We start from the raw sequence: 11,907 nt of genomic DNA, 5'->3' as shown, positions 1-11,907 counted from the left end.
TTACCTCCGTGCGCCGCGTCCGTTAATCGTACAAAAACGACGCTTGCGCAAATTCGTTTTCGATACGCGATGTCGCAATATCGAAGTAATTTTTATCGAGTTCAAAACAAATATATTTACGCCGCAATTTGCGGGCGGCAATAGCGGTTGTACCCCCCCCCCCGCAAACCCGTCGAATATTACGTCGCCTTCGTGCGAAAATGTGCCTATAAGCCGTTGCAATAGCGGCATAGGCTTTTCGCAAGTGTGTACTTGCTTGACGACGCGGGGGTAATTCAATACGTCCGATATTGCCGTATCGGGCGGGGGCGGGTTGCCTTTAATTGCAAGGTACATCGGCTCGTATTGCGGGCGGGTGTAATACCCGATACCAAAATTATTTTTGACCCATATCGGCATTGACTTGATTTGAAAACCCGCCGCCCGTATCGCCTTTTCAAACGCGGGTATTGTCGCCCAAGACATAAACGATATTGCGAACGTGTCGGGCTTCAATAAGCGGTAACATTCCGCAAAGTAGTCGTCGAGCAATTTTTCAAAATCTGCCGCCGATAAATTGTCGTTAAGTATTGCGCCGCGTTCCGCCGTGCGTTGCGGTACAAAATTGATGTTATACGGCGGGTCGGTCAAAACCATATCGACGCACTCGTTTGGCATTGTACGCATTGCCGTTATGCAATCGGCGTTGTACAAGCCGTTTGCGATGTATGCGCCACCCGTTACCATTTGCGCCGCTCCCTGCTTGCCGCTTCCTGCGCTTCGTAAGCGTCCGCAAGCGAGAATATGTCCTCTTGCGTGTATTCGCGCGGCGTTTGCGTTGCGGACGGGATATTCGGCGCGACCGCTTCGATAGTGGGGCGGGGCGTTCTTGCTTCGTCCGCGTGCGTACACGTTGCAAAATGCGATATGTAACCTTCGCCGTCAACGATAGGCGCAAGCCCGCCGACGTTCGGGTTGACGACGGTTGCTTTTATAACCTTGCCGTCCGATAAAACGATAACGTCCTTGCCCTTGTAATTTTCTTGATACTTGACCGCCGCCGCATTGCACGGCATAGGTCGACCGTTTTGTGTTTTAAGCCATACGATAGGCGCACCGCAAAATTTACACGTTTTAATTTCCATAACGCTCCTCCCGTATTGACTTGATGTCCGAATTATAAAAAACAATGTTGCGAACAGGCGTTACGAGGCAATAGCGAATTATCGGCGCATTATTGTCGGTTGTTATTGTTTGCTTATGCAAAAAACCCGCCGCCACCGAGCCGTCATTAAACTTGATAAATACCGATTTGCCGCAAAGTTCGTTTAATTGCTTACTTTCTTGCGATGTTTGCGCCGCTTTCGTCGGGCGTATGCTTTTAACGTGCGACTTTTTGAAGTGCAATTCGCCGTTGATACGGTCGAGCCAATACCCGCATATCGCCGTATTATCGCCGTCGGGGCATTGATAGCGTATAGCGGGCGTATCTTTATGTAAAACGCCGACCTCGATGTCGCCGTCGGTGTACTCGATTTCAACCACTTTGCCGACAAGCGCGTTTAATTTTGCGCTTTCGGCGGGTTGCAACGGCGTTGACGTAAGCGCGTCCGCCGCTTCGATTATTTGCGCTTTTTTTGCGTCGCGTTCGCGGCGGGGGATAACGACGTTTATATGGCAATCGTCGCAACATTCGCCTCGCGTTTCGACGGGTGCGGGGTTGTTTCCGTAACCTTCAAACAAATTGCCGCATATACAACATTTTTTCATAGTGCGCTCCTTTTCCATTTCGCAATAAAGTTTTGTAAGCGTTTGCGTTGACCGCGATTGTACGGGCTTTCGTCAAAGTCTTGCATAATATCAAGCACGTTTGCCGCCGAGTCTAAAAGTTCGCGGGTTGTAAATGATTTGATGTCGCGGCGTTCGCTTCGGGCAATTTCGGTTATGCTGTTTTTAAGTTCGTCGATTTTAAGCGCGTGTGTCAATGCGGGCGAAGGCGAAGGAGCGGATATGCCGCCGTCGGTTGTTTTGACGTAAATTTTTACAACGCCCTCAATGATACTAAAAGCAATCGCCCGTATGTATTCGGGGTTTTCCGCAATCGCGTTTATGTATGCGTCGATTGCTTGCGGGTGCGTGATTTGCTCGCCGTTAATAACGACCCTTGCGGGCGTGCCAAACGCTAATAACGGGTTTTTGGTTTGGTTGTTCATTTTGTGTCTCCTGTGATTATTTAATATCTGCGTATGCCGCCCGTATGCGCTCCCAATCGGGGTCAATAACAAGCCCCCAATTTCGCAACGCTTCGGCGGGCGGTTGTTCGTCGTATGTAACTTCGCCGATGTAACGCTCGTCGCGTCCGTATGTGTCATAGGATATAAACCCTTCGGGGATAATGCCGCGCGACGGCGGGCGGTGTGTGCAAAAGTAACGGTATTTACCTTTTGCCGCCGTAACCTTTTTCAAAATATCGGTGTATGACCCCGCGCGGAGTGTTTTTCCTGCGATGTTTTTTGTGTAAGTTTCAGACGCAAAGAAGTACCAAGTAACACGATAGACGGGGTCGTTGTATTCGTCGGTGTCCCAAAACGCGCGGGCGCGGGCTTCGTTTGTGTATTTTACGTTGTCGTAAACTTTGTTGCCGATACCGCCGCCGTCGTATTCGTTTTCGTATTCGTACTCTTCCGAGTCGATACCTTGCTTTATTTTTTCGGCAATCGCTGTTATTTCGTCGGGTGCGCCGCCCCAACCGCCGAACGCGGCGGCATATTCCGCAAGTAAGCGGTTAGCCGCCCGCGTCAACGTGCTTTGCGGTATTCCGTTAATCTTTATCGGGTACGCCTTGTCGAACGATTTTTCAATCACAATACGCCTCCGTTAATTCGGGAAGCCGACATATTCGCCCGTCAACATATTCGTATGCCAACGCACAATGCGGTAACTTCCCGTATATACGGCGCACATACCGCCGCCGACACCGCCTTCAAAATGTACCCAACACGGGACGTTAATCTTTCTTTGAGTCCACCCCGCTTTTTTGAGTAGTGCCGATATGCTATTTGCAAAAATGCCGCGAGCGACGTATGTTGTTCGCCGCCATTTATTACAAAAACTATGTACAAATACTTCGTTGCCGTCCGTGTCGAATATCGCGTCAATTTCCATTGTGCCGTCGGTATCAAGTATTGATAATTCCATATCACATTTGCGTATGCCTTGCTCTTCAACGCGTATCGACATAAAGCAATCGTCCTCGTCGGTAATGCCGTCGGCAATACGTTTGTCGCGGCGTTCAAGGGCGGCAACATAGCGTTGCCGCTCTTCTTTGATTATTCGCGCAAGTTCCGCTCCGTAAAGTTTTTTCATACCGCCGCCTCCGCGCACTCGATAAGACAAAAATCGTCGGTGCATTTTCCTTCGTTTACCGCGCGGACGCACCCTCTATCGTAAGCCGCACCATTGTCGTCGCGGTTGTAACGATACCATTTGTCGTAATAACCCGCCTTGCGGTCGCGGTATCCTGCCGCTTCGTCCTTTTTCGCGGTTGCGACTTTTATTGCTTCGTATTGTTTTGCCGTTACCGTTTCCCCGTTGTTTAATAAGTAGTGCGGCTCGCCGCCGATGTAATAAGCAATTACCATAATTTTTGACTCCTTAATTTTCGTTGTTTTTCTTTGCGTACTCGTTGCACGCCGCCCGTACAATATCGCTTAAAGTCAAGTCTTTTTCGGCGGCTATGTGTAACAATGCGTCGCGGGTATCTTTCCCGATAAACGCCGTTACGGGGACGCGCTCCTGCTTGATTTTTGCGGGCGTGGTTGCTTCGGTCATAGGTGTACCTCCTAAAAAATAAAAGTGGGTTTGTTGCAACAAACCCACTTTGCAAGGGTAAAAACCCGAATAAAACAAAAATAGGCTTGTTTTTTTAACAAACCTATTGTAAATCAGCAATAAATTTTTGAAAAGGTATTGACAAATTTATTTATTGTGATATAATTAAATATATAAATGACTCGCGTCATTTTAAAAATAATGTATGCGCGCGTCGTTTATCGCTTGGAAAAAAGGAGTTTTTAGCGCGTAGAAATGGTGACAAGAGCGGAAGTTGCATGCAGAGCGGGCGTATCGGTTGGAACGGTGTCTAACGTAATCAACAAGAAAGCTTTTGTTAAGCCCGAGTATGTGGAAAGAGTGAAAAGGGCGATAGAGGAATTAAATTACGTTCCCGACTTCAACGCCAAAAGCTTGGCGCGCCGCCGCAACAACCACATAGGCATAGCTCTTTTCGAAATGACAAACCCGTATCATGCCGAAGTTATACAATGGCTTGAAAAGTATGCCGCCGAACGCGACTATATGGTAACAACTTTTTTGCTCGACAACAACACCGACAAAAAGTACGAGGTTATTTGCGAGCGGCGGCTTGACGCTCTTGTGAATTTCATGACCAACGACTTGCCGCGAAACTTTATAGAAACGCTAAAAAGTCAGCAAACAGTGCTTGTAAACTTTAATCCGCAAGACAGTTTCGTGGTGGTGAACGACTACTCGCAATCGATGCTCGAATGTATGCGGCTTTTGCGCGATTACGGGCACAAAAAAGTCGCTTACCTCAGCTCGATAGACTCTTTGCGCTATAAAGCCGATAAGCGTGGCGAAATGTTTTTATTAAAACGCGGCGAATTCGGTTTCGACTGCGCCGACGACCTTATTTTCTGCAACGATGACTATATGTTGCATTCCGAAGAAATCGGCTACCGATTATGCGGCAAACTGCTTTCTTGCCATCCCGACGTTACGGCGATATTTTGCATGAACGACCTTGTGGCGTTCGGCGCAATGCGCAAGATAAACGAATCGGGATTGTCGTGCCCGCACGATGTATCGGTGCTCGGGTGCGACGATATAGCGCTCGGAGAATATTTTAATCCGCCGCTTACCACGATGTCGTTCGACAAGATGAAACACGGCGCGAGTATAGCGAAAAAAATAATCGAAAAAATAGAAAATTCGGAATGCCCTTACGAAACAATAGTTGTGGGCTCGGAACTAAAACTGAGAGGTTCGGTAGCGAAATGCAAATACGAGAGATAAATTTAAATAAGCGGATTTCCGCAGTGATTTTCGGGGGGGGGGACTGAAAATTTTGCGTCGCTTTTAAGCGGCGCCCGAAAGGCAGGAAAAAATTACCCTCTTTTTGACGCGCGTCATTTTGATGCCGCGTTTGTTTGTCATAAGGCTCGCGCTCGTTTTTCGTGCGGGGGTCTTTTCCGCGTGTCGGTTTAGTGCGCGGAATTTTTCGCGCATAAAAAATAAATCAAAATTTGGAGGTAAGTAAAGTGAAAATGTTGAAAAGAATGTCGGCGTTCGGTGCGTGCGCGCTACTCGTATTGTCGGTAATGCTCGGGTTTACCGCGTGTTTCGAAGTCGATAACCCTAATTTGGACGAGAACGGGCAACCGAACCAAATCGTAACGGAAGTCGATTACGACATTACCGCAACGCTTAAAGTTGCATATAAGTCGGAAAACAGCGAAAAGGCGATTGTTCAATCGCTTGCCGACGGTTTCAAAAAGATTTTTAAAAACGTTACCGTAGAACTCGTTGCTTACAACGACGGCACCGCGAACGCAATCACAAAGCTTTATAACGCCAAAACGATGCCGGATATATTTATGTCGGATTCGTTCAGTATGCTCACGCTGTCGGCAACAAAAGGGCTTTTGTTAAACTTTACGCCGTATATAGAGCAAGAAATAGAAGCGGGCAACTTTGCGCTCGAAGATTATTACGACGCGTATATGCGTCTTGGGCAAATCGGCTTTAACGGCGCGCAATGCATGATTCCCCGTTCCGCCGACCGCGTTGTTTGCCACATAAACAAAAAGCTTATCAGAGAAGTGGAAGAAGAAACGGGAAAAGACATTTTAAGTAAAATTCACAACGGTTGGACGTGGGAAGAGTTTTACGAAGTGTGCGACCTTTTGAAGGAAGGTTCAACGTTTAAAAAGGGCGGCAGATTCCTTCTCGACGGCGAAATAAAGTGGGAGGCAGTTTGGAATCCCGTGTTTAAGTCGTACGGCGTGGAATATTTCGACAAAGACGGAAATGTGGCTATCGATTCCGAAGCTACAAAGCAAGCGCTCGACCACTTTAAATACTGGGTTTCGCAAGGCTACTGCGCTTCGCCCACAAGCGGCATGAGCGCCGATTTCGAATACGGCAAAGGCGTGTTTTACTTCAACAGTATGGCGGCGTCGCAAGAAATAAAAACTCTTATAGAGGCTTATAAAGATACCGACGACGCGTTCACTGTGGAAAACGCCTCGAACACTTACGACGTTGTTACAATGCCCGTAAAGGCGGATAATCCGCTTATAGGCGCGGGCGCCGCCGGCTATTGCGGATACGCGGGTTCGGAAAATCCCGCGCTCGTGTGGCAGTTTATGAAATATTTGCTCACGAAAGACGGGCAAAACGCCATTGCCGATTCGGGAGTAAACTACGTTCCCGTGCGCAAAGATATGGCGGATTATACCGATTCGGAAAACAACCACTGGGGCAAAGGTTACGAAAACATAAATCTTCAAGCCTACGTTTATAAGTCGGGCGAACTTTTGGAAGACGGCTCGTATAACGACGATTGGAACTGCAACACCGACTATTTCAACGTTAAGGGTTCGAAATATGCGGTAGACCTGAACGCCGGCGTTTCCACTTTTGTTACGTCTTATGCCGCAGGCAGCAAATCTTACGATACGGTTCTTAACACGTTGAAAAAAACATGGGACGCCGCGCTTAAAAAACGCTGAAAGGAACGGTGCGATGTCTATAATTGTTCAAAATGAGCAAATCGGAAAAAAAGGTTCGCTTTTTTCGCCCCGTCGCCGTCGCGCGTTAAGAGGGTGGCTCACGGGATTTTTATTCGCGCTGCCCGTTATTTTGGGTATTATTATATTTTCGTATTATCCCGCGATACAAACCTTTTTTTGGAGTTTCACCGATTTTAACGGAATGGAAATCACCGAATGGAGTTTCTATCAGTACGAATACATGTTCACGATAGACCCCGACATTTGGAAGATTTTCGGAAATACTCTTTTATACGCTTTCGTATCGGTGCCGCTCGGGCTTGTTCTCGGCTACTTTTTGGCGCTTGCCGCCAACTTCAAGGTTAAAGGCGTTCCCGTGTATAGATTGCTGTTTTATATGCCTGTGATTATTCCGGGAATAGTAAACGGCATTTTATTCAGCACGATTTTGGGCGGCAACAAATTCGGAGTTATAAACGAACTGTTCCACGCTTTCGGCATGAGCGCCGACAAGAATTTTAAGTTCTTTCTTTCCGGCAATACCGCAATGGCGTCGTTGCTGTTTATGGGCGTTTGGACTGTGGGCGGCAGCATGATTATATGGCTTTCTGCGTTTAAGAACATTCCCGACACGCTGTACGAAGCCGCTAAGCTCGACGGCGCCAACGCGTGGCAACGCCTAATCAAAATAACTCTGCCTATGTCCACTCCCATGATTTTCTACAATCTTATAACGGGTGTAATAGGTGCGTTGCAGTGCACTACGCCGCTTGTTATCGACGCTGCGGGTATTACGGGCGCACCCGGTTCGGGGTTCGACAACTCGTTGTATTTCGTGGCAATCAAGATTTATAACGAGGCTTTCGGCGGCAGCGCTTACTATGCTTATGCGTCGGCTATCGCGTGGGTGCTCTTCGCGTTTATAGGTATTCTCACGATTATAATTTTCAGCACGTCGAAATGGGTGTTCTACGGAGAGGAGGATTGATATGGAACAAAATTTATCGATTGCTCGCAATATCCCCGTAGCCGTGAACGAGGATAAAATGCGTTCGGCGCGTCGCAAACGGACTGTGTTGAAAATTGTGCAATACGTCGTTTTAACGCTCGTTACAGTATTTTTGATATTTCCGTTTGTTGTGATGGTTATTCGCAGTTTCATGCGCGACGGTTATTCTCTTATGGAGTTTTCGCAAGCGTCCACCCTGAAAAACTGGAAAGACTTATTTTCGGACGGGGCATATATGACGCCGCTCTTAAAAACGGTTATTATAGTTGCGGTGAACGTTGTTGTTATGCCTTTGGCGTCGAGCTTGTGCGCTTATTCGTTTGCCCGCACTAAGTGGAAAGGCAAAGAACTCACTTTTGCGCTCATGCTCGCAACAATGATGATTCCCGCGTCTATCGTGCAACTTCCGCTGTATGTGTTGTTCAGTAAACTCGGTTGGCTTAACAGCGTTTTGCCGCTCACCGTTCCAAACCTGTTCGGCGGCGGCGCAATAAACATATTCCTGTTTAGGCAATACATACGTTCGCTACCCAAAGAGCTCGAAGAAGCTGCGAAAATAGACGGTGCGAACGCATTGCGCAGATATGCGCGCGTTACGCTTCCGCTTTGCAAACCCATTCTTATCTTTGTGGCGGTGAACGCGTTCACCGCAAATTGGAGCGATTTTATGTCGCCTCTAATCTACATGACTTCGGAGGATAGCTACACGCTTGCCGTAGCTATCTATCAAAACACTGTCGGCGTTCGCGCGTCGGCAATAAACGTGAGAATGGCGGCAGGCGTATTTATGTCGGTTCCTCCCGCAATAATCTTTTTGCTGTTTCAGAAAAATTTGATAGACGGCTTGACGGTTGGCGCGGTTAAGGGATAAAAAAATATAAAGGAGAAAATGTTTATGAAAATCAAGGCAAAACGCATTTTTGCGGCGTCGCTCGTTGCATTGCTTATTATGGCTGCAATGACGATGTTCGTATTTATGCAAACGACTACGGCGAAAGCCGAAGAAGACGGAGCTAAAAGCGAAAGCTCGATTAAAATGATTATCGACGCGGTCGGCACTCCCGTTGCGAGAGCAGACGGCATGCCCGGAAACGGTTGGATGCAGTTCCCCGTGCGGTTCGAGGGTTCGGCAGACGGCTTAACTTTGAACGGCGGTAAAGACACGGCGGACGTGTTCCCGTTTGCGGGCGGCGGGCAGTCGAATAATTTGTTGACAGCCGACGCAAATTATCTTAGCAAAATCATGATTGGCGCAACTGACGCTAACGGCGTGATAACCGAAAAATGCCTAACGGAATATATCGGACACGGAATCGATTGGGTTGGAAGATTCGACGGCGGCAAAATCGTATTTTGCTTAGCGGGAAATGCGAATTATCCCACTAATATTCGTTCCGTAACCTTTCAAACGGGCTTTACCTGGTATACGGGACCCGCAAATGCTCCCGTTAAAATTGAGGGAACCGCGCTTACAAAAGACGTTTCTCTTTGGACGGACGGTTACGGTTCGTTAAACAACAACAGCGGCAAGGAAAAATGGCAAAACCGCGCGTCCGGCATTACCGTTGCTAACGTGCCCGCAACGGTAGGACGCGGCGACCGCATCGATTTTTCGGGTGTGACGGTTACCGCTACTTTCGACGACGGCACAAATAAGGTTATTCCCGCAGGGGAGTATGCGGTTAGCGACTACGATTACGCTGCCGCGAACGTGGGCGATAAGCATAACGTTACGATTTCGTATCACGGCAGAACTCAAACAGTCGAAGTTGAAGTTGTTGCGCCCACGAGAACGCTCGACAGCATCACTTTCAATAAAGAGTCTATTTCGGCGAACCGTTTCGAATCGCTCGATTTAACGGACCTTGTTGCAACCTTGCACTTTACCGACAGTTCCACTATGGACGTTGACGTGACGAAAGAAATGTGTTCGAATTACGACACATGGGGTGCGCCCAAATCGGCGCTTTCCACTATCGCAAGCCAACAAATGGCGATTACTTATACTCACGCCGACACGACTAAAACGGCGAATATCACGTTGAACGTAAGCGAACCCGACACTTCGAAAGGGCTCAACGTCGAATACGAATACGACTCCGCCAAAGCCGTGTACAATAAAGACAACGGCTACTTGGGCGTATATGTTATAGCGAGCGGCGTCGCGGTTAAAACAAACTCTATCGGATACCTCGATAAAGTGGCGAATGTGCACGTTACCGATTATTTGGAAGTAACGCACGGCGGCGTTACTAAAACCGCAAAAGAGTGGATAGCCGACGGTAAGTTCGATTCGCTCGTTCTTTGGTCGAATGGCAGAATAACGTTGCAGGCTGATAAAGACAACGCCGAAAAACAGACTTGGTTGCAAAACGTTGAAAAAGTTACTTTCCTTGCGGGATACCAGTGGGTTCAAGCGGACGCCAAAAATTTGGGAGCCGACGCAACCGAAGATAAGATTAAAGACTACTACACGGTGGAAAACGCCGTTTTCAAAGAAAACGTTACCGTTTGTTTGCATGAAAAAACGGCTACGAAAACAGGTTTTAAAGCCGTTTGGATTAGGTTTGCAGATTCGATTGCCGCAACATATTCGGGCGGAGAACTTTCGCTCGGCGAAGAAATAGACCTCGTGAATCTTAAAGTTACAGCGTATTGCAACGGAAAAACATGGGACGTTGCTCAAAAGTATTATACGCTTGATTACAACACCGAGACGGCGGGAGAAAAGACGGTTACCGTAACTTATGCGAGCGGAGCCACAACCACGTTTACGGTGAACGTAAGAAATGTTACGTCCGAACTTTCGAGTATTGAAGTTACCAAAGCTCCCGCGAAAACCGTTTACGAACTCGGCGATTACGATTACAGCTGGAACGGCATAGAGATTACCGCCGTTTATACCGTTACCGACGGCGACCAAGTGAGCACCGAAAAACGCGTTCTTACTGCGGAAGAGTTTGCAACGGTAGCGTTCGGAAACTTTAACGTTTTCGTGGAAGGCAAACAGAATGTTGAAGTAACTTACAACGGGCAAACAACCACGTTCGAAGCGGAAGTAACGTATGACGGCAGTTACGGCATGACTCTCGATTGGTCGTTGGAGGCTCCGTTCTCGGCGGAAAAGAACAGCAGAAACATAACGGTTCGCGTCGATTTGTTCGGCAAAAACGCCGAAGCTATTCCAGCGAAAGCTTGCATGATTGCGGGCAGAGACAGCGTTAAAGCTTTGGGTTCGCAACACGACTACATCAAAACAATCGTGCAACCCGATTTTGCCGATTATATTGTGATTAACGGCGTTACGGCAACCGAATGGATGAACAAAGGCGAGATTCAATGGATGGGTTGGTTCGGACGTCAGCTCGTTATAACGTTGAATAACGACGCAAACCAACTTTGTTACAGCGATTTAGACCCCAACTACGACGAAAGCAATGAAAACGCTCAAATAATAGGCACCGTTGTGTTTAAGGCGGGCTTGCAATATTATTCTTCTACGGTAGACAACTGGCCCGCAGCAACAAAAGAAAACGCGTCTAAAATTAAACGCGAAAAATTTGCGTGCCTCACGCGAGACGTAATTCTTTACAACAACAGCGACGACAACGAATGGTGCCGCGTGCTCAAACAGGACGAAAGCGGCAATACGCTCGCTTCGTCGCTCACCGTTAAAACGGCTCCCGCAAAAACCGTTTATAAGCTCGGCGAAACGTTCGATTGCACCGACATGGTTTTGCACGCCGTATATCAAGACGGATTCGAAGAAGATATTGTTGTAACGAACAGAATGTTCTATTCCGACGTGGAGTTCGATAAAGCGGGCAAGCAAACCGTTACCATATACTTCTCGAACGGAACTCTTGATTACGAGGTTACCGTTGAAGGCGACGGCAGCGGCGACGACAACAAACCCGACGACGACAATCAGGGCGGGACCGAACCGAGTAAGAAAAAAGTTGGTTGCGGCGGCACGATGGCTGCGGATTTCGCGCTTTTGGGTTGCGCGCTTCTTGCGGCGTTCGTAGGCATTGCGGGTTTACGTTTGCGCGGAAAGAATAACAAATAATTGTTTTAATAAGAGAACGTTTTCCACGCAAGACTTAC

The 11,907-nt window shown here is 47.9% G+C and carries 13 protein-coding genes; 5 read left to right on the top strand and 8 right to left on the bottom strand.

What is annotated here, in order from left to right:
- Genes NFR62_RS02950 through NFR62_RS02915 form a run of 8 tightly spaced genes read right to left on the bottom strand, consistent with a single transcriptional unit; the run spans position 1 to position 3,810 of the window.
- Entirely contained in the window at positions 1–726 is a 726-nt protein-coding gene (locus NFR62_RS02950) for a DNA-methyltransferase (RefSeq protein ID WP_251613766.1), read from the bottom strand.
- Positions 720–1,124 (bottom strand): hypothetical protein, encoded by a 405-nt coding sequence (locus NFR62_RS02945; protein ID WP_251613763.1) that lies wholly within the window; start codon positions 1,122–1,124, stop codon positions 720–722. Before NFR62_RS02945 ends, NFR62_RS02950 begins: the two co-directional genes overlap by 7 nt.
- Positions 1,114–1,749 (bottom strand): hypothetical protein, encoded by a 636-nt coding sequence (locus tag NFR62_RS02940; RefSeq protein ID WP_251613760.1) that lies wholly within the window; start codon positions 1,747–1,749, stop codon positions 1,114–1,116. Before NFR62_RS02940 ends, NFR62_RS02945 begins: the two co-directional genes overlap by 11 nt.
- The gene (locus NFR62_RS02935) at positions 1,746–2,192 is read right to left on the bottom strand and encodes a hypothetical protein (protein WP_251613756.1); all 447 of its coding nucleotides are present in this window, start codon (positions 2,190–2,192) and stop codon (positions 1,746–1,748) included. Before NFR62_RS02935 ends, NFR62_RS02940 begins: the two co-directional genes overlap by 4 nt.
- A 16-nt stretch (positions 2,193–2,208) precedes the next feature.
- Positions 2,209–2,844, bottom strand: a complete 636-nt coding sequence (locus tag NFR62_RS02930; RefSeq protein ID WP_251613753.1) for a hypothetical protein — start codon at positions 2,842–2,844, stop codon at positions 2,209–2,211.
- Between the two features lie 12 nt (positions 2,845–2,856).
- A complete protein-coding gene (locus NFR62_RS02925; RefSeq protein ID WP_251613751.1) occupies positions 2,857–3,345 on the bottom strand; it encodes a hypothetical protein in 489 nt (162 codons plus the stop codon).
- Positions 3,342–3,620, bottom strand: coding sequence for a hypothetical protein (locus NFR62_RS02920; protein WP_251613748.1), 279 nt, complete (start codon positions 3,618–3,620; stop codon positions 3,342–3,344). The genes NFR62_RS02925 and NFR62_RS02920 overlap by 4 nt, the downstream gene beginning before the upstream one ends.
- A gap of 13 nt (positions 3,621–3,633) precedes the next feature.
- Entirely contained in the window at positions 3,634–3,810 is a 177-nt protein-coding gene (locus NFR62_RS02915) for a hypothetical protein (RefSeq protein ID WP_251613745.1), read from the bottom strand.
- A gap of 255 nt (positions 3,811–4,065) precedes the next feature.
- Here NFR62_RS02915 and NFR62_RS02910 point away from each other — a divergent pair, with 255 nt between their 5' ends.
- From NFR62_RS02910 to NFR62_RS02890, 5 genes are all read left to right on the top strand, one after another.
- Positions 4,066–5,073 (top strand): LacI family DNA-binding transcriptional regulator, encoded by a 1,008-nt coding sequence (locus tag NFR62_RS02910; RefSeq protein ID WP_251613742.1) that lies wholly within the window; start codon positions 4,066–4,068, stop codon positions 5,071–5,073.
- Between the two features lie 251 nt (positions 5,074–5,324).
- Positions 5,325–6,791 (top strand): ABC transporter substrate-binding protein, encoded by a 1,467-nt coding sequence (locus NFR62_RS02905; protein WP_251614858.1) that lies wholly within the window; start codon positions 5,325–5,327, stop codon positions 6,789–6,791.
- A gap of 13 nt (positions 6,792–6,804) precedes the next feature.
- Positions 6,805–7,779 carry a carbohydrate ABC transporter permease gene (locus NFR62_RS02900; RefSeq protein WP_251613739.1) on the top strand — a complete coding sequence of 325 codons (975 nt, stop codon included), beginning with the start codon at positions 6,805–6,807 and terminating at the stop codon, positions 7,777–7,779.
- A 1-nt stretch (position 7,780) separates the two neighbouring features.
- Positions 7,781–8,671, top strand: coding sequence for a carbohydrate ABC transporter permease (locus NFR62_RS02895; protein ID WP_251613736.1), 891 nt, complete (start codon positions 7,781–7,783; stop codon positions 8,669–8,671).
- Positions 8,672–8,695: 24 nt separating this feature from the next.
- The gene (locus tag NFR62_RS02890; RefSeq protein WP_251613733.1) at positions 8,696–11,869 is read left to right on the top strand and encodes a bacterial Ig-like domain-containing protein; all 3,174 of its coding nucleotides are present in this window, start codon (positions 8,696–8,698) and stop codon (positions 11,867–11,869) included.
- The last annotated feature ends 38 nt before the right edge of the window (positions 11,870–11,907 follow it).

Origin of the sequence: Pumilibacter muris, assembly GCF_943193045.1 — a bacterium.
GTDB lineage: Bacteria > Bacillota > Clostridia > Christensenellales > Pumilibacteraceae > Pumilibacter > Pumilibacter muris.
This window is presented reverse-complemented; position numbering and strand designations above follow the sequence as displayed.

Coding starts and splice junctions, on each gene's coding strand:
- NFR62_RS02935 (WP_251613756.1), bottom strand. CDS start 2,192: ATGAACAACCAAACCAAAAACCCGTTATTAGCGTTTGGCACGCCCGCA.
- NFR62_RS02905 (WP_251614858.1), top strand. CDS start 5,325: ATGTTGAAAAGAATGTCGGCGTTCGGTGCGTGCGCGCTACTCGTATTG.
- NFR62_RS02895 (WP_251613736.1), top strand. CDS start 7,781: ATGGAACAAAATTTATCGATTGCTCGCAATATCCCCGTAGCCGTGAAC.
- NFR62_RS02920 (WP_251613748.1), bottom strand. CDS start 3,620: ATGGTAATTGCTTATTACATCGGCGGCGAGCCGCACTACTTATTAAAC.
- NFR62_RS02945 (WP_251613763.1), bottom strand. CDS start 1,124: ATGGAAATTAAAACGTGTAAATTTTGCGGTGCGCCTATCGTATGGCTT.
- NFR62_RS02915 (WP_251613745.1), bottom strand. CDS start 3,810: ATGACCGAAGCAACCACGCCCGCAAAAATCAAGCAGGAGCGCGTCCCC.
- NFR62_RS02950 (WP_251613766.1), bottom strand. CDS start 726: ATGGTAACGGGTGGCGCATACATCGCAAACGGCTTGTACAACGCCGAT.
- NFR62_RS02900 (WP_251613739.1), top strand. CDS start 6,805: ATGTCTATAATTGTTCAAAATGAGCAAATCGGAAAAAAAGGTTCGCTT.
- NFR62_RS02890 (WP_251613733.1), top strand. CDS start 8,696: ATGAAAATCAAGGCAAAACGCATTTTTGCGGCGTCGCTCGTTGCATTG.
- NFR62_RS02910 (WP_251613742.1), top strand. CDS start 4,066: ATGGTGACAAGAGCGGAAGTTGCATGCAGAGCGGGCGTATCGGTTGGA.
- NFR62_RS02940 (WP_251613760.1), bottom strand. CDS start 1,749: ATGAAAAAATGTTGTATATGCGGCAATTTGTTTGAAGGTTACGGAAAC.
- NFR62_RS02925 (WP_251613751.1), bottom strand. CDS start 3,345: ATGAAAAAACTTTACGGAGCGGAACTTGCGCGAATAATCAAAGAAGAG.